This window comes from Kitasatospora sp. NPDC048365 (assembly GCF_043200835.1).
In the GTDB taxonomy this organism is placed as follows: Bacteria; Actinomycetota; Actinomycetes; order Streptomycetales; family Streptomycetaceae; genus Kitasatospora; species Kitasatospora terrestris.
Genome location: NZ_JBICYJ010000012.1, coordinates 113786 through 131061, shown reverse-complemented (window position 1 = coordinate 131061; position 17276 = coordinate 113786). Strand labels below are relative to the sequence as shown.

Genomic DNA, 17276 nt, shown 5'->3' with positions numbered 1-17276 from the left:
GCCGTATCTTTCTCCATTGCGCGGTCTGGACCACCCGGCCGCCCACACTCTGGACGGACTGGACGGAGCCCCTGATGACCGACCTGGTCGGGCAGTACCTCGACGCCGCCATCGCGCACCTGGAGCGGGTCCGCAGCGAGGAGGCGGCCGGGATCGACGCCGCCGCCGAGCTGCTCGCCGAGGCGGTGCAGAACGGTCGCCGGATCTTCACCTTCGGCGCCGGGCACTCCTCGCTGCCCGCCCAGGACGTGGTCTACCGGGCCGGCGGCCTGGTGGTGATCAACCTGCTGAACGTCCCGGGGATGACCGGCGTCAACGTGATGCCAGCGCCGCTCGGCAGCGCCCTGGAGCGGGTCTCCGGGCTCGCCACCGCCACCCTGGACCTCACCCCGGCCGGCCCGGGCGACCTGCTCTTCCTGATCTCGCTCTCCGGCCGTCAGGTGATGCCGGTCGAGCTGGCCCGGCACGCCCGCGAGCGGGGCATGACGGTCATCGGCGTCACCTCGCTCGCGTATCCCGAGGAGGTGTCCTCCCACCACCCGTCCGGGACGTACCTGAAGGACAACTGCGACCTGGTGCTGGACAGCAAGATCGCGGTCGGTGACGGGGAGCTCGACCACCCGGCGGCCGGCGCCCCCTTCGGCTCGGTCTCCACCATCGTCACCAGCGCGCTGATGCAGGCCGTGGTGGCCTCGGCGATCGGCCGGCTCGCCGACCGGGGCGTCACCCCGCCGCTGTTCCGCAGCGGCAACGTCGACGGCGGCACCGCGTGGAACGCCAAGGCGATGGCCGACAACGCCGACCGCATCTTCTACGCCTGGTAATTCCTCCGTCACGCGGGTAGTACTTGTCCGACCGGTGCGGTGACGACGGGGGGTCGGGGTGGCTGGGTCGATCGGGTTCGTCCGGGAGCAGGACCTGCTGCCCCGGCTGTTCTGGGCGGCGGACGGCGCCTCCGTCCAGGGCCAGGGCCGCGCCGTCACGCTGTCCCGCTGGGAGCTGCTGCTGCTGGTCGCGGCCGCCGCGACCGGCTCGGCGGACGGCGCCGGCTGGGCCTGGGCGGCCGCCGCCGCCTACCTGGGCGCGCTGACGACGGCCGCCCTGATGGCCCGGCAGAACCCGCAGCGGCTTTGGTACGACGGCCGGGCGGTCGCCGAGTCGGTGAAGACCCTGGTGTGGAAGTACGCGGTGCGCGCCGACTCCTACCTGCCGCCGCCCCGCCGGCTGCCGGACGCCGAGCGGCTGTACGACATCCAGCTCAACGGCATCCTCGGCGAGTTCGACACCGAGCAGGTGATCCCGGGGATGTCGGGGATGGCCGTCGAGCTGAGCGGCTGGCGCGCCCCGACGCGCCACCCGCAGATCACCGAGCGGATGGAGCAGCTGCGCGGCCAGCCGCTCTCGGTGCGCCGCGAGGTGTACGTCCGGGAGCGGGTCCGCACCCAGCGGGACTGGTACCAGGGCAAGGCGCAGTACTGCCGCAACGCCTCCCGCCGGGCCGGGCGGCTGGCGATCGTGCTGCCGCTGGTGGGCCTGGGGCTCGCGGTGGCGCGGGCGCTCGGCTGGTTCACCTTCGACGCGCTGGGCGCGATCTCCGCGGTGGCCGCCTCGGTGGCGGCCTGGGCGCAGCTGCGCCAGTACCGGCCGCAGGCCGCCGCGTACGCCCTGGCGGCCGCGGAGCTGGCCAAGGTGGAGGTCCAGCTGGCCACGCTGGACCTGGAGTCGGCGGACGCCGAGGAGAGCTGGGCGCGGCTGGCCCGGGACTCGGAGGACGCCATCTCGCGGGAGCACACCACCTGGCAGGCCCGCCGCGAGGTGCGCAGCCTGGACATCACCTGATGACCGACGGGGGGTTCGTGTGGTGACGACGCGGCTGGTGGAGGCGCCCGGCGGGCGGGTCCTGGCGGTGGAGACCGCCGGGGATCCGGGCGGCCGTCCGGTGTTCCTGCTGCACGGGACGCCGGGCAGCCGCGGCGGGCCGGCGCCGCGCAGCAGCGTGCTGTCCCGGATGCGGGTCCGGCTGATCTCCTTCGACCGGCCGGGGTACGGCGACTCCGCGCGGCTGGCGGGCCGGACGGTGGCGGCGGCGGCCGAGGACGTGGCGGTGATCGCGGACGCGCTGGGGCTCGGCCGGTTCGCGGTGCTCGGCCGCTCCGGCGGCGGGCCGCACGCGCTGGCGTGCGCGGCGCTGCTGCCGGAGCGGGTGACCCGGCTGGCGGTGCTGGTGAGCCTCGCGCCCCGGCACGCGGAGGGCCTGGACTGGTACGAGGGGATGACGCCGTCCAACGTGCACGCCTACCGGCAGGCCGAACTGGGCCAGCCGCAGATCGCCGGGGCGTTCCAGGTCCGGTCGAACGTGATCCGCCGCGACCCGGCGCGGCTGATCCGCGACTTGGTGCCCGAGCTGCCGCCCACCGACCGCTCGGTGGTCTCCGACGCGGGCCTGCGCCGGATGCTGGTCTCCACCTACCGGCAGGCGTTCCGGTTCGGCGCGGCCGGCTGGATCGACGACGTGCTGGCCTTCCTCGCCGACTGGGGCTTCGAGGTGGAGTCGATCCGCCGGCCGGTCCGGCTGTGGCACGGCGCGGACGACCAGTTCTCGCCGGTGGCGCACTCCCGGTGGCTGGCCGACCGCATCCCCGGTGCCGAGCTCTACCTGGAGCCGGGGGCGGCGCACTTCGGCGCGTTCCGGGAGATGGCCCGGGCGATCGGCTGGGCGGCCGACGGCTGACCGGCCGTCACTCCACCCGGGTGGGCGGCGGGTCGCCGCCGAGGACGGCGAGCACGTTGTCCACCGCGAGGTCGCCCATGGCGCGCCGGGCGGCCACGGTGGCGCTGCCGAGGTGCGGGGCGAGGACGGCGCGCTCCTGGGCCAGCAGGGCGGGCCCGACGGCGGGTTCGTGCTCGAAGTTGTCCACCGCGGCGGCGAACAGGTGCCCGCTGTCCAGCGCGGCGGCCAGGGCCGCCTCGTCCACCACCCCGGCCGTCATCGACACCACGATCGCTCCGCGCGGGAGCCGGGCGATCCGCTCGGCGTCCAGCAGGTGCCGGGTGGTGTCGGTCAGCGGGCAGGTGACCACCAGGACGCGGGAGGCGGCCAGGAGCTCGTCGAGCGGGAGCCACCCGGCGCCCTGCTCGTCCTCCGCCGGCAGGCGGGTCCGGTTGTGGTAGCTCACCGGCATGTCGAAGCCGGCCGCCCGGCGGGCCACCGCCCGGCCGATCCGGCCCATGCCGAGCACGCCCAGCGGCGTACCGGCCAGCTCCACGCCCAGCATGAAGGTCGGCGCCCACGCCCAGGGCGCGCCCGAGCGCAGCAGCCGCTCGCCCTCGCCCAGCCGTCGGGCGGCCGCCAGCAGCAGCGCCCACGCCATGTCGGCGGTGGCGCCGGTCAGCACCCCGGGGGTGTTGGAGACCAGCACCCCGCGGGCGGCGCACGCCGCCCGGTCGATGTTGTGGGTGCCCACCGCGTGGTTGGCGACGATCCTCAGGCCCGGCCCGGCCGCGTCCAGGAACTCCTCGTCCACCCGCTCGTCCAGCGTGGTGACCACCGCGACCCGGCCGCGGACAGCCGCCAGCAGCTCGGCGCGCGGCAGCGGCGCCTCGCTGTCGTGCACGTCGGCGAGGTCGCCGAGCCGTTCCACCACTCCGGGCGCCAGGCGCCGCGCAACGAATACCTTTCGCACGTGGCCAAGCATCTCAGGACCACTACATGGGCTGGGGCTCCAGGTCGCGGTTGATCCGCTGCCAGCCGCGGCTGGACATCACGCTGGGGTGGTCCTCACCGAACAGCTCGACCAGCCCGGCGAGGGCTCTCATCCGCAGCGCCTCCGCCTCCGCCCGCCGTCCGGCCGCCCGGACGGTGATCGCCAGGTTGGCCTGGCAGACCAGCGCGTCGGGGTGCCCGGCGCCGTACCGGGCGGCCAGGCCGTCCAGGGCGACGCGGCCGATCCGCTCGGCCTCGGCGAGCTGCTGGTTGTCGCCGTAGGCGTTGGCGAGGTTGATGGTGGCGTTGAGCGTGAACGGGTGGTCGGGCCCGAGCACCCGGGAGAGCCCGGCGACCGCCTGCTCGCCGTGGTGGATGGCGCCCGCGACGTCCGCGCTGCCCCGCAGGTAGATGCCGAGGTTGTTCTCGCAGGCGTAGGTGAAGGGGTGGTCCTCGCCGAGCAGCCGGCGGTGGCCCTCGTACGCGTCGGCGGCGATGTCGCGGGCGGTCTCCTTGTCGCCGGCGGCGCTGAGGTCGGCGGCCAGGTTGAGCCGGCAGGCGAGCGAGTCGGCGTGGTCGGGGCCGTACCGGTCCATGTACCGCTGGTAGGTGCGCTCGGTGAGCTCGCGGGCCTCGCCGTAGTCGCCGGCCCGGCGCAGCGAGACGGCGAGCGACTTGGAGTTGCGCAGGTCCTCGGGCAGGTCGGCCTGGACCAGCCCGGCGAAGGCCTCCAGCACCTCCCGGAGCAGTTCGACCGAGCCCTTGTAGTCGCCCATCTCGCGCAGGTCCCGGGCGAGGCAGGACTTGGAGGAGAGGGTGTACGGGTGCAGCGGGCCGAGGACGGCCGCGCGGCGCTCGGCGGTGTCCTGGTCGAGGTCGCGGGCGGCGACGCTGTTGCCGACCAGCCGGTGGTCGATGGCCAGGTTGTTGGCGACCGAGAGGGTGCGCGGATCGTCCTCGCCGAACAGCTCGATGAACTGGTCGTAGGTGTCCAGGTCCATCGCGAGCGCTTCCTGGAAGCGGTTGAGGTAGCGCAGGTCGGCGGCGAGCGAGCTGGCGGTCATCAGGGTGTACGGGTTGTGCTCGCCGAGCAGGGCCCGCTGGGCCGCCAGGGTGGACTCGTTGAGGGCCAGCGCCTCGGTGTAGGAGCCCTGGGAGCGCAGCACGTTGGCGATCTGCAGGCGCAGCGAGAGGATCTGCCGCCGCCAGGTGCGCTGCTCCTCGGGGTCGGCCTCGACGTCGGAGCGGGTGGTCCAGGTGGTGTCGAGCTGGCGGCCGAGCTGCAGGGCCTGGTCGAGGTCGACGCGCTTCCACAGGTAGCGGACGCGGTCGATGAGCAGCTCGCGGACCTCCTTCTCGTCGCAGTCCTGGGCCCGGGAGGGCGTCAGGTGCGGCCAGATCTTCTCCAGGGTGGGCCAGTTGGCCGGGTCGTCGGTGTCGCCGCGGGAGGGGCGGGCGCTGACCAGGATGCCGTGCACCTGGTGCATCGCGGTGTTGCGTTCGAGTTCGGTCATCCCGCTGCGCACGACGGCCTGGACGAGGCGGTGCACCTGGAAGGAGTCGCTGGCGGCGTCGGTCTTGGCGAGCGCGTAGCGGCTGACCGAGCGCAGCACCTTGCCGAGCAGGAAGGTGTCGGTGAGCTCGGCGTCGTAGGGGACGAGGGCGAGGCGCATCTGCTCGGAGAAGAAGAACTGCCGCAGCGAGATCGGCTCGGGGGCGAAGAACGCGCACAGCTCCAGCAGCCGGACGGCGGCGGGCGACTGCTCGCGCAGCCGGGCGATGGAGACGTTCCAGGTCAGCCCGACCGGGGTGGGGTAGTCGACCGGGGTCTCGCCGGCCGCGAGCACCCTGGTGGCCTCGGCCTTGAGCTGGTTGACGTACGCCTCGACGGGGGTGCGGGTGGTCTCCAGCCAGGCGGCGGCGACCTCGACGGCGAGCGGGAGGTCGCCGACGGCGTCGGCGACCCGGTCGGCGTCCTGCCGGGTGAGGTTGCGGACCCGGCGGGTGAGGTGGTCGACGGACTCGGCGCGGTCGAAGACGTCGACGTTGAGCACGCCGGCCTGGCCGGACCAGCCCTGGTTGCGGGAGGTGACCAGGATGTGGCCGGGCCCGTCGGGGAAGTAGCGGCGGATCTCGGCGGGTTCGTCGGCGTTGTCGAAGATCAGCAGCCAGTTGGGCGTGGGGATGCCCTGGCGGAGGGCGTCGCGGGCGGCGTGGGCGGCCTCGTTGACGCTGTCGCCGACCCGCAGGCCGAGCCGGGAGGCGAGTTCGGCGAGGTCGACGACGACGTTCTCGGTCTGCTCGGCGTCGATCCACCAGACCAGGTCGTAGTGCGACATGTAGCGGTGCGCGTACTCGAGCGCGACCTGGGTCTTGCCGACGCCGCCGAGCCCGTAGAGGGTCTGCGGCGGCGGGAGGACGGCGGTGGTGCCGCCGGCCAGTTGGGCCCGCAGGTCGTCCAGCACCTTGATCCGGCCGGTGAAGGAGTGGTTGCGCTGCGGCACCTCCCAGTAGGTGGGCTTGGTGCCGGGGAAGCGCGGCGCGCCGGGGGTGCGATCGGGCAGCTCGGTCTCGGTGCGGCCGAGGACGCGCAGCAGGATCTGGGCGGCCTGCGCCTCGTCGCGGCCCATCAGGTCGACCGGGTTGCGGCTGTTGTACGGGGCATTGAGGCGCACGTCGCTGACCCGGACCGGGATCAGCTGGCGGCGGGCGCCGGCCGGGTCGGCGAGCACGGTGCGGTCCCACAGCGCCTGGGCCTGCGGGGACTGCAGGTAGCCGGCGGAGAGCAGGGCGATGGTGCGGTAGGCGGAGTCGATGCCGCGTTCGGTGGCGGAGCGCGGGTTGGCGCCGGCCGAGACGTCGCGCGGGACGACCCGGAAGCCGGCGTCGGCGAGCAGCGCGGTGATCCAGTCGGCCCAGGCGCGGTCCTCGGGGACGTAGCTGAGGTAGAGGTCGGCGGGCGCGGTGGGGCGGCGGCGGACGAAGCCGTCGAGGTAGCGCAGCCGCAGGTCCTCGGGCATCACCGGGAGTCCGGCGACCCGGCCCTGGGTGATCTCGCGGGTGAGGCGTTCGCAGGCGGCGAGCATCGAGCCGGGCAGGCCGGGCTGGTCGCCGAACGGGGCGAGGATCTCCTCGTAGGCGTAGAACGGCCGGTAGGGGATCTCCACGCCGGTCCAGTAGCGGGAGAGGTCGGGTTCGCCGAGCCCGGCGGGCAGGCCGGAGAACTTGATCCGGGCGAGCGCCCGGCCGGCGTCGGCCTTCTCCTTCTCGCCCTCGTCGATCCGCATCGGGACGGGCAGGATCCGGATCTCGCGGTCCCCGTAGCGGTCCTCGATCACCCGCGCTATCCGCGAGGCGCCGTCGATCGACTGGTCGCTGAGGGTGAAGCAGACCACCAGGTCGTCGGGCATCTCGACGGTGCAGATGTCGGCGGTGTCGGTGAGGCCGGTGCGGCTGTCGATCAGGACGTAGTCGTAGCGGCGCTTCATGTCGGCGCGCAGGCTCTGGATGAAGTCCTGGCCGTCGTAGCGTTCGTAGAGCACGTCCCAGTCGACCCGGGAGCCGCCGGAGTAGTCGCGGTTCTGCTGCCCGGCGGGGACGAAGTCGATCCGTCCGGCGCCGGGGAACTGGTTCCAGGCCAGCGAGATGGCGTGCCGGTGGATCCGGGTGAAGTCCTCGTACCAGTCGGGGTCCCGCTCGACCGGGCGGCGGGCCTCCTCCAGGTAGTCGGCGAACAGGTCCATGATGCCGGTGGTGGCGGCGACCACGTCCGGGTTGAGGAACGGCCGGAAGAACTGGCCGAGGCCGGGCGCCTCCAGGTCCCAGTCGACGGCGAGCACCCGGTGGCCGTTGGCGGCCAGGATCCAGGCGGTGTTGGCCAGCGCCATGGTGCGCCCGGTGCCGCCCTTGTAGGAGTAGAAGGTGATGATGCGGCCCTGCCGGTCCTCGGACGCCGCGTCGCGGCGGCGGCCGTAGGTCTGCGGGCTCCTGGCGTTACGGTCGGTCATGACGGGTCCCTCCCCCAAGTCCGATGGTCGCTGCCCGAACTCACGTCCCCAGACGCGGTCTTCGGGAGCCCGTCCCGACGGTCCGGCTGGTGCTCTGCTGCTCGTACGCGGTGCTGGCGCGCATCACCGCTCGTTCCATCTCGCCGCGGAACTCGTCCAGGCTGCCGGGCACGCCGGTGGAGCCCTCCTCGCGCAGGCTGGGCTTCTGCCGGCCGGCCCGGGTGGCGGGCAGGACGCCGTCGCCCAGCTCGTTGAGCATCCGCTCGTGGTCCCGGCACTGCTGGTCGTCCCGGTTCCAGGGTTCCAGCACGCTCAGCCAGGACAGGTTGCGCCGGTCCAACTGCCGTACGGTATCCGAGCGCTGGGCATCGAGGAAGGCCCAGCGGTCGACCAGCAGCACGCTCGGCGCGACCGGTCGTTCGGCCGCCATCAGGGCCTCGGCCTCGTCCTCGAACTCGTGGACGCTCGGCTGGAACCCCATGCTGCGGGCGACGTCCGCCGCGTCGTCCACCAGCGGGCGGCGGGACGGCGGGCGGAAGGGCTGCCAGTCGGTGCGCTGCTGGCCGTAGCAGGACGGGCTGCGGTGCGGCGGCAGCTCCGGCTCCCGGTAGGAGTACACCGAGATCCGGACCCGGTCGTTGGGCTCCGGCGGCTCGAACGCCGAGGGCTGCCCCTCGAAGTCCAGCTGCTGCCCGATCGGGATGACCGTCTGGTCGGCGACGTCCACGATCCGCTGGGCGAGCCGCAGCACGGCGGTGGCGTACTGCGAGCGGTAGTCGTCGATCTTCATCAGCGCGTACAGGCCCTCGGCGGCGTAGTCGGCGCCGAAACTGTCGTGGCTGAACTGGAGTTCACTGGCCACCCGGGGCAGCCGGTAGTGGTCCATCGACACCCACAGCGCCGGGACGATGCCGGTCGCCCGCTCGGCGGTCGGCCGTCGCTGGTAGACCGAGCGGCGGGTGAAGGCGTGCCACTCCTTGCCGCAGGCCTCGCTCTTGAAGTAGCGCGGCGAGTAGAGCGGCACGAACACCCGGCAGTTGGCCAGCTCCCAGGAGAGCCGCTCGGCCCATTTCTGGCCCTGGTGCATCGAGCGGTCCATGAAGCCGATCGGATCGCCCGCCGGGGCGTCGGTGATCTGCAGGATCGCCTCGCACAGGTCGCCGAACAGCCGACCGACCCAGTGGTTCGGGTCCACTCCCCGGGCGTTGACCCTGGGTGTGTGCGCGTAGCTGAGGAAGAAGTACGGCCTGGCCGCGCCCTTGCCCCTGCCCGTCGGGCTGTTCACTCGCGCCTCCCCCGAGACCACGCCCGCCATCCGCCCCGCAGGTAGCGGGAGTTCAGTGTAGGAACGCCGCCTTCCCGAATGGAATACCGCCTGACCTCAAACGACACCGTTCCGGAGAAAGTCGAAAGCAGAATCGACCGTTTCCCGGATCGGCAGCACAAAACAGTGTGCCTTGCCGAGCGGCCCCTCGGTGCGTTCCCGCAACTTCCGGTCCAACCAGACACCGAGCGATTCCAGGTGGCCGTCGCGCAGTTCGACCGCTCGGAAGTGCCGCCAGTGCCGCCCCCACTTGTCCTCCATCACGCAGCCGTACACCTGCATCGGCGGATCGGTCAGCCAGTACTCCGCCAGGTGCACGGGAGTGCAGCACCAGATCGGCAGGCCGATCAGGAGCGCCCGCGCACGCCGGTCGTACAACTGCTGCACCGGGGAGTGCGGGCCCAGGTGGCTGTGCAACCGGTGATCGGCGGTCAGCCGCGCCGCGTCCGGGCCGATCGCGGTGAAGGAGGTCTGCGGGTGCTCGCTGCGCACCGCGCGCGGGTCGGCCCGGACCTCCTCGGAGAACCAGCCGAGCAGCGGCGTGGACGGGGTGGTCGCCCGGTCGTAGGCGGGCATCGCGGCCTGGTGGTCGGACCTCTTCTGCGGGTCGAGGTGGTCGGTCAGCGCCCTCGCCATCCGGGAGGTGTCGGAGTTCTCCGGGCAGGCCGTGTAGACCACCAGCGTGCCCTCCGGGCCGAGCACCTCCAGCAGCGCCTCCAGGAGGGTGCGCGGTCCGCCGTCGATCGGGCCGACCGTCCGCAGCGCGGAGTGCACCAGCAGGATCTCCCCCGGGAGGATGCCGAGCGCCCGCAGCTCGCGGACCAGCTCGGCACGGCCCCGTCCCGGGGCGTGCGGGGACTCCATCAGCCGGCGCCCACCCCGGAGGCGGCCCGGGCCCGGAACGCGGCCAGGTTCCGCTCGGACTCCGCCCGCGCCGCCGCCTCGGCGGCCGGACCGACCGGCACCGCCAGCCACGGCTCGACCGCGGCCGCCATGCCCTCGGCGAAGCGCGTCCCGAGCGCGGTGAGCGCCCCCGAGCCGGCCAGCACCTCCACCGCCCGCGCGGTGTGCCCGCGCCAGGTCGCCAGCTGCACCCGGGCGTGCTCGGCCGGACCGCCCGCCAGCCCGTCGTACGCCAGCACCCGGGTGGCCCAGAACTCGGTGACCGCCAGGTGCGCGTACGTGCCCTGGAACAGGCCCTCCAGCGGCCGCGGGTCGGGCCGCCAGGGCGCGTGGAAGAGCCGCGCCTCGGCCCGGTCGAACAGGTCGTGGAAGTCCAGCACCGCGCCCAGCTTCACGTGCTGGAACTCGTGCACCAGCAGCAGCGCCAGGATCGGCGCGGTGCCGGGCCGGGCGATGCCGACCGCGCCGAACGCCTGCCGGGCGGCGGCGGAGACGTCCCGGCCCTCGGGTCCGGACCGCAGCGGGGTGATGGTGGACAGGCCCGCCCGCAGGCCGGGCGCGTACCCGGGCAGGTCCCGGCCGATCAGCTCCCAGGCCTCGCGCAGCGCGCCCGCCCAGGCGGGCCACTCCTCGTCGTCCAGCCGCCCGGCCACCGGCCACTGGTGGCTGTCGCGCTGCGGGTCGGTGTCCTCCAGCGCGGGCGTCCAGCCGCCGGCCAGCGCCACCCGCCGGACCGGCTGCCAGCGCGCGTCGCCCGGCGTGTCCGGGCCGACCCGCACCCCGGCGACGGTGAACCCCTCGGCGTCGCCGGTCAGCACCGTCTCCTCGGCGTCCGCGTCCACCACCAGCACCCGGCCCAGCGTGGGCAGGTGGACGGCGCCGTCGCGGACCGGCAGCGGCAGCTCGAAGGCGCGTCCGGCCCGCAGCGCGGCCGCCGCGGCCAGCCCCGCCAGGGCGTCCGGGTCGGCGCCCGGCTCCTCCCGCAGGCGGCGGACCGCCCAGGCCCGCGCGTACGGGTGGGCGAGCACCGCGTCCAGGGCCGCGCCGTCCCGCTCGTCCAGCGACCCGAGCAGCTCCCAGCCCGGGGAGCCGGCCCCGACCGCCGCCACCAGCCGTCTGGTGAGCCCGAGTTGGGCCGCAGCCAGGGCCCGGACGGTCGACTCCGCGCCGTACCCCTCGGCCAGCTCCTCCCACTGCGTCTCGGTCAGCTCGCGCGCCTGCTGGGCGGGTACGGCCGTCGCGGGTGCCGTCCGGTCGCGGACGGTGGTGATGAGTCTCAACAGGTCACCGCAGTACACCGAAGGGTTGAGGAAGCCGGTGCCGTCGCCGCGGTACCGGTGGGCGTAGAGGCCGCCGCCGCAGGAGCGCACCACCGGGCAGGCCCGGCACTGCTCGGCCAGCCCGGCGAGGCCCGACTGCCGGGCGACCATGCCCGGGTGCCGGGCCACCTCGTCCAGCGCGTGCGCGAAGACGTCGAAGCCGGTGGCGGGGGCGCCGTCGTAGGCGGTCTTCAGGCTGTCGGCCTGCTCGAAGGAGCCGTCCGTGTCGACCACCACCAGGTCGGAGGGGTCGAGCCCCAGCGACTCGGTGAGGCTGGAGCGGCCGCGCAGCGTCCGGTGGATCGAGTCGAAGGTCCGCACCGGCACCGGCCGGCCGAGCTCCGTCCACCGGCCGTGGGCCGCCAGCAGCCAGTCCGCGTACGGGGTCTCCCCCATGCCGGCGGGGCGCTTCGGGGGCTGGTCCCAGGTGGCGTGCGGGAGGAGGAAGTCGATCCGCGGCGGCTCCAGCGCGACCAGCGCGTCCACCACCGCGACGGGGTCGTTCTCCACGTCGACCGTGCACAGCAGGCCCGCGTAGAGGTCCCGGTACTCCGGGCGGCGGAGCAGCGCCACGGCGGCCAGCACCCGGCCGTGGCTGGAGCGGCCGTCGGCGAACCGGCGGTGCCGGTCGTTGGCAACCCGGTCGCCGTCCAGGGAGATCCCGACCCGGATCCCGTGCGAGGCGAAGAGATCGCACCAACTCTCGTCCAGCTGGACGCCGTTGGTGTGGATCCGCAGGTCCAGCGCGCAGCCCGCCGGGAGGGCGGCCCGGAGCAGTTCGGCGGCCCGGCCGACGGCCGCCCGGCCCGCCAGCAGCGGCTCCCCGCCGTGCAGCACCACGTGGACGGCGGTCAGCCCGTGCGCCCGGGCGTGCTCGGCGATCCGCTCGGCGGTCCGCGCCAGGACCGCCTCGGGGGCGGCCCTGGGTTTGCCGCGCCAGCTGGTGTCGGCGTGCTCGTACACGTAGCAGTGGTCGCAGGCGAGGTCGCAACGACTGTGCAGTTTCAGAACGTACTGCGAGAACGGCACCAACGGGCGCGGCATGGCGGGATCCTGCTGACGGTCGGTCTGCTCGCCCGTCAGATGGAGGAGTTGAACGCGGCGACGGCCACCGGGCCGCCGGTCTCGCCGGGCAGCGCGCGGAACAGGTCGGCGGTGAGCTCCTCGGCACCCAGGGCGGCCAGGGCGGTGAGCGAAGGCCTCGCCTCCGTCCCCTCGACGCGCGCGCTGTCGGCGGGCTTGGTGGCGAGTGCGGCGACCATGATGACTCGTTTCTGCGCCCGCGGGCGCGAGACGGGCCCCGGCATCCAAGACGGGACCACCCGCACCGCACCCTACGCTCCGAGCCCGCCCCCCAGGGCGGATTCGGCCGATCGGCTACCCCATTCGAGTCATAATCCGCGCCACACTTCGCCCAGTCGGCCGACGGACGGGGGCCTGGGTTGACTGTACGTCAGCACCGCGCCGGGAGAGGCGTCACGGGCAGAGCCGCTCGACCCGCCAGCCCTCGCCCTCGACGTCGGCGACGAAGCGGAGCCGGTCGTGCAGCCGGTTCTCCCGGCCCTGCCAGAACTCGACGGTCAGCGGGACGACCCGGTAGCCGCCCCAGAACGGCGGGACGGGGACGCCCTCGCCCTCGGGGTAGCGGGCGGCGAGGTCGGCGTAGCGCTGCTCCAGCACCTCGCGGCCGTCCACCGGGCTGGACTGCTCGCTCGCCCAGGCGCCGAGCTGCGAGCCGTGCGGCCGGGTCCGGAAGTACGCGGCGGTCTCGTCCCGGCCGACCTTCTCCACCCGGCCGCCGATCACCACCTGGCGGGCCAGGTCGATCCACGGGAAGAGCAGCGAGGCGCGCGGGTTGGCGGCCAGGTCGGCCCCCTTGCGGGAGCCGTAGTTCGTGTAGAACACGAACCCGCGCCGGTCGTAGCCCTTGAGCAGGACCGTCCGGGAGCTGGGCATGCCGTCCGCGTCGGCGGTGGAGAGCACCATCGCGTTCGGCTCGGCCACCCCGGCCTCGTCCGCGTCGTGGAACCAGCGGGTGAACTGGCCGATCGGGTCGGCGGCCAGGTCGGCCTCCGCCAGGCCCTCGTGCTGGTAATGCTTGCGCATCACGGACAGGTCCGGGCCGGGCCGGCCCTCGGTGGGCTGGGACAGGGCAGTCGGGTGGCGATCCGCGGTAGGCACGCCGACATCATCCCGTACGACAAGCTCCGGACGCCGCTACGTCCCGGCAAACACCTGGGGATATGGTGGCTCGCCACCGCTTCACCACCCGCCGTACGGGGAATCGTCCGGTTCGCACCGGTAGTCCCCGGAATATCCGCCGATGATGTCGGATCCCACAGAGGATTGAGCGGGCCATGGGGGAAACATCACCGTCGTGGTGTATGGCGCAATGCACTCCGTGCCTGACACTCTGACACCGAGTGCCAACCCACCATCGGTCACCGGCGCCCGGCCCCACCACGGCCGAGCGCCGCGTCGGATCACTGAAGGAGCCGTCTGATGTCCGATTTCGTACCCGGGCTCGAAGGGGTAGTCGCCTTCGAGAGCGAGATCGCCGAACCCGACCGTGAAGGCGGCGCACTGCGCTACCGCGGTGTGGACATCGAGGATCTGGTCGGGAACGTCTCCTTCGGGCACGTCTGGGGCCTGCTGGTCGACGGGAAGTTCGCCCCCGGCCTGCCCGCCGCCGAGCCGTTCCCGATCCCGGTCCACTCCGGTGACATCCGGGTCGACGTGCAGTCCGCCCTGGCCATGCTCGCCCCGGTCTGGGGCCTGAAGCCGCTGCTCGACATCTCCGAGGAGGAGGCCCGCGACAACCTCGCGCGCGCCGCCGTCATGGCGCTGTCGTACGTGGCCCAGTCCGCCCGCGGCCAGGGCCTGCCGATGGTCCCGCAGAGCGAGATCGACAAGGCCGAGACCATCGTCGAGCGGTTCATGATCCGCTGGCGCGGCGAGCCGGACCCGAAGCACGTCAAGGCCGTCGACGCCTACTGGACGTCCGCCGCCGAGCACGGCATGAACGCCTCCACCTTCACCGCCCGCGTCATCGCCTCCACCGGCGCCGACGTGGCGGCGGCGCTCTCCGGCGCCGTCGGCGCGATGTCCGGCCCGCTGCACGGCGGCGCGCCGTCCCGCGTGCTCGGCATGATCGAGGAGATCGAGCGCACCGGCGACGCCGCCGGCTACGTGAAGAACGCCCTCGACAAGGGCGAGCGCCTGATGGGCTTCGGCCACCGCGTCTACCGCGCCGAGGACCCGCGCGCCCGCGTGCTGCGCCGCACCGCCAAGGAGCTCGGCGCGCCGCGCTTCGAGATCGCCGAGGCGCTGGAGAAGGCCGCGCTGGAGGAGCTGCACAACCGCCGCCCCGACCGCGTGCTCGCCACCAACGTGGAGTTCTGGGCCGCGATCATGCTGGACTTCGCCGAGGTCCCGGCGCACATGTTCACCTCGATGTTCACCTGCGCCCGCACCGCCGGCTGGTCGGCGCACATCCTGGAGCAGAAGCGCACCGGCCGCCTGGTCCGCCCGGCCGCCCGCTACATCGGCCCCGGCCCGCGCAGCCCCCAGGACGTCGACGGCTGGGACCAGCTCGCCCACTGACCGGGCGATATGGCTCGCTGATACCGCCCGCTGATTCGGTTCACTCGTTCGGGCGGTGATCCCTGCACGGATCACCGCCCGGCGACCGAAAGATCACATCTCAGCGGGCGGACGACCGTCCCGCTGCCCCTTCTCGAAACAGTAGGCTGCGACCGTGGCTCAGATTCAGATCCCCGCCGAAAATCTGCCCGCCGACGGCCGCTTCGGCTGCGGCCCCTCCAAGGTGCGCCCCGAGGCCCTGAGTGCCCTCGCCGCCACCGGAACCTCGCTGCTGGGCACCTCCCACCGTCAGGCCCCGGTCAAGAACATCGTCAAGCGCGTCCGCGAGGGCGTCGCCGAGCTGTTCTCGCTGCCGGAGGGCTACGAGGTCGTCCTCGGCAACGGCGGCTCCACCGCGTTCTGGGACATCGCCGCCTTCGGCCTCGTCCGCGAGAAGTCCCAGCACCTCAACTTCGGTGAGTTCTCCTCGAAGTTCGCGTCCTCGGTGAAGGCCGCCCCGTGGCTGGCCGAGCCGACCGTGATCAAGACCGAGCCGGGCACCCACCCGCTGCCGGTCGCCGAGGCGGGCGTGGACGTCTACGCCCTCACCCACAACGAGACCTCCACCGGTGTCGCCATGCCGATCCGCCGCCCCGAGGGCGCGGACGCCGGCTCGCTGGTCCTGGTCGACGCCACCTCCGGCGCCGGCGGCCTGCCGGTCGACATCCGCGAGACGGACGTCTACTACTTCGCCCCGCAGAAGTCCTTCGCCTCCGAGGGCGGCCTGTGGCTGGCCACCTTCTCCCCGGCCGCCCTGGAGCGCGCCGCCGAGATCGCCGCCTCCGGCCGGTACATCCCGCCGTTCTTCGACCTGCCGACCGCGATCGACAACTCGTCGAAGGACCAGACCTACAACACCCCGGCGATCGCCACGCTCTTCCTGCTGGCCGACCAGCTGGAGTGGCTGAACGGCCAGGGCGGTCTGGACTGGGCCGTGGCGCGGACCGCCGAGTCCTCCTCGATCCTGTACTCCTGGGCCGAGAAGTCCTCCTTCGCGCAGCCGTTCGTGGCCAAGCCGGAGGAGCGCTCGCAGGTCGTCGGCACCATCGACTTCGACGACTCGGTCGACGCCGCGGCGGTCGCCAAGGCACTGCGTGCCAACGGCATCGTCGACACCGAGCCGTACCGCAAGCTCGGCCGCAACCAGCTGCGCATCGCGATGTTCCCGGCGGTCGACCCGGCGGACGTCGAGAAGCTCACCGGCTGCATCGACTACGTGGTCGACCAGCTCTGACCCTCAGCGCGTGCAGAAGCCCCCCGCCACCGGCGGGGGGCTTCGCTCATTTCCGGGCCAGCGCGCTGATGATCACCACGACGAACAGCAGCACCAGGGCGCCGGTCACGATCCGCATGCGAGTCTTCGGGTCCACGCTTCGAGGTTAGTCGGTCGCCCGGCGGGCCTCGGCACTGGCCCGTTCCGGGCCGTACAGCTCGGTGAGCTCCTCGGCCAGCTCGTCCCGGCCGACCGGGCGCAGCTGGCCGTCGCCGCGGTACTGCTGGGCCCGGAAGACCGAGGGCGCGACGCCGACCCGGCGGGTGAAGATCCGGGTGAAGTACGCGGCGTCCTCGTAGCCGACCCGGCGGGCGACCGAGGCGACCGGGAGCTCGCTGGCGGCGAGCAGCTGCTTGGCCTCGGTGAGGCGGACGGTCAGCAGGTACTCCTTGGGCCCGACCGCGCCGACCGCCTGCACGGCCCGGCGCAGCTCGGCCACGGTCATCCCGGCCCGGCGGGCGTGCTCGGTGACCGGGATCGGCAGGAAGGCGTCCCGGCGCAGCACCTCCAGCACCGGTGCGCCCTCGGGGTCGAGGTCGGCCCGGTGGCGGCGCAGCTCGACCAGCAGCTCGTGCACCCCGGCGGCGGCCTCCACGCCGGTCAGCGGGCCGCCGCGGCGGCAGGCGGCGGCGACCTTGGCGATCACCCGCTGGGCGGGCTCGGCGGCGGTCAGCGGCACCACCTCGGCCTCCGGCAGCAGGCCGAGCTCGGCGTACGCGGCGGTGGCGGTGCCGGTGAAGTCCACGAACCCCTCGGACCAGCCCCCCGCGTCCGGCGCGTAGTGGTGCGGCACGCCGGGCCGCAGCCAGATCGCGGCGGGCGCGGTGACCGGCTGCCGGGCGCCGTCCGGGGTGGCGTACCAGCCGCGGCCGGCGCTGACCACCACGGCCACCCAGTGGTCGAGGGTGCGCGGACCGACGGTGGGCAGCCGGCCGCGCTGCAGGCCCACTCCGAGGCACGCCAGCCCGGTGCCCAGCTGGAGCGGGCCCGGCGTCAGGTAATGCCACCAACGCTCCACGTCACGTCCTTCCCGAGGTTCGGCGCCCCACGACAATCCAACACGCCGCAGGGCTTTGTCCATGGCTCTGGCCTGCACCTTCCCGCA

The 17276-nt window shown here is 73.6% G+C and carries 13 protein-coding genes; 5 read left to right on the top strand and 8 right to left on the bottom strand.

All coding sequences use genetic code 11. The annotated features are described in order from the left end of the window. Nucleotides 1-74: 74 nt before the first annotated feature. From ACGFX4_RS15095 to ACGFX4_RS15085, 3 genes are read left to right on the top strand one after another with little or no spacing between them, the layout of a single operon-like run. Nucleotides 75-824, top strand: a complete 750-nt coding sequence (locus ACGFX4_RS15095; protein ID WP_393073409.1) for a sugar isomerase domain-containing protein — start codon at nucleotides 75-77, stop codon at nucleotides 822-824. Between the two features lie 58 nt (nucleotides 825-882). Next, entirely contained in the window at nucleotides 883-1839 is a 957-nt protein-coding gene (locus tag ACGFX4_RS15090; RefSeq protein WP_393073406.1) for a DUF4231 domain-containing protein, read from the top strand. Between the two features lie 22 nt (nucleotides 1840-1861). Next, nucleotides 1862-2731 (top strand): alpha/beta fold hydrolase, encoded by an 870-nt coding sequence (locus ACGFX4_RS15085; protein ID WP_393073403.1) that lies wholly within the window; start codon nucleotides 1862-1864, stop codon nucleotides 2729-2731. A gap of 7 nt (nucleotides 2732-2738) precedes the next feature. Here ACGFX4_RS15085 and ACGFX4_RS15080 read toward each other — a convergent pair whose 3' ends face one another. The 7 genes from ACGFX4_RS15080 to pdxH form a co-directional block, all read right to left on the bottom strand. Beyond that, nucleotides 2739-3683, bottom strand: coding sequence for a 2-hydroxyacid dehydrogenase (locus tag ACGFX4_RS15080; RefSeq protein WP_393073401.1), 945 nt, complete (start codon nucleotides 3681-3683; stop codon nucleotides 2739-2741). Between the two features lie 22 nt (nucleotides 3684-3705). Continuing rightward, the gene (gene fxsT, locus ACGFX4_RS15075) at nucleotides 3706-7710 is read right to left on the bottom strand and encodes an FxSxx-COOH system tetratricopeptide repeat protein (protein ID WP_393073398.1); all 4005 of its coding nucleotides are present in this window, start codon (nucleotides 7708-7710) and stop codon (nucleotides 3706-3708) included. 40 nt (nucleotides 7711-7750) lie between these two features. Further along, entirely contained in the window at nucleotides 7751-8995 is a 1245-nt protein-coding gene (locus ACGFX4_RS15070) for a TIR-like protein FxsC (protein WP_393073396.1), read from the bottom strand. A 96-nt stretch (nucleotides 8996-9091) separates the two neighbouring features. Continuing rightward, nucleotides 9092-9898: an aminoglycoside N(3)-acetyltransferase gene (locus ACGFX4_RS15065; RefSeq protein WP_393073393.1), complete on the bottom strand. Its 807-nt coding sequence runs from the start codon at nucleotides 9896-9898 to the stop codon at nucleotides 9092-9094. Then, nucleotides 9898-12300 (bottom strand): FxsB family cyclophane-forming radical SAM/SPASM peptide maturase, encoded by a 2403-nt coding sequence (locus tag ACGFX4_RS15060; protein WP_393073391.1) that lies wholly within the window; start codon nucleotides 12298-12300, stop codon nucleotides 9898-9900. Before ACGFX4_RS15060 ends, ACGFX4_RS15065 begins: the two co-directional genes overlap by 1 nt. A gap of 35 nt (nucleotides 12301-12335) precedes the next feature. Beyond that, nucleotides 12336-12518, bottom strand: a complete 183-nt coding sequence (fxsA, locus tag ACGFX4_RS15055) for an FxSxx-COOH cyclophane-containing RiPP peptide (RefSeq protein ID WP_345698571.1) — start codon at nucleotides 12516-12518, stop codon at nucleotides 12336-12338. 214 nt (nucleotides 12519-12732) lie between these two features. Beyond that, complete coding sequence (gene pdxH / locus ACGFX4_RS15050; protein ID WP_393073601.1) at nucleotides 12733-13362, bottom strand: pyridoxamine 5'-phosphate oxidase; 630 nt, start codon at nucleotides 13360-13362, stop codon at nucleotides 12733-12735. 396 nt (nucleotides 13363-13758) lie between these two features. Between pdxH and ACGFX4_RS15045 the strand changes: the two genes are divergently transcribed. Beyond that, on the top strand, nucleotides 13759-14859 hold the full coding sequence (locus tag ACGFX4_RS15045; RefSeq protein ID WP_393073388.1) for a citrate synthase 2: 1101 nt from the start codon (nucleotides 13759-13761) through the stop codon (nucleotides 14857-14859). A gap of 154 nt (nucleotides 14860-15013) precedes the next feature. Beyond that, entirely contained in the window at nucleotides 15014-16132 is a 1119-nt protein-coding gene (gene serC / locus ACGFX4_RS15040) for a phosphoserine transaminase (RefSeq protein WP_393073386.1), read from the top strand. 145 nt (nucleotides 16133-16277) lie between these two features. Here serC and ACGFX4_RS15035 read toward each other — a convergent pair whose 3' ends face one another. Next, entirely contained in the window at nucleotides 16278-17189 is a 912-nt protein-coding gene (locus ACGFX4_RS15035) for an AraC family transcriptional regulator (protein ID WP_393073384.1), read from the bottom strand. Nucleotides 17190-17276 lie beyond the last annotated feature (87 nt).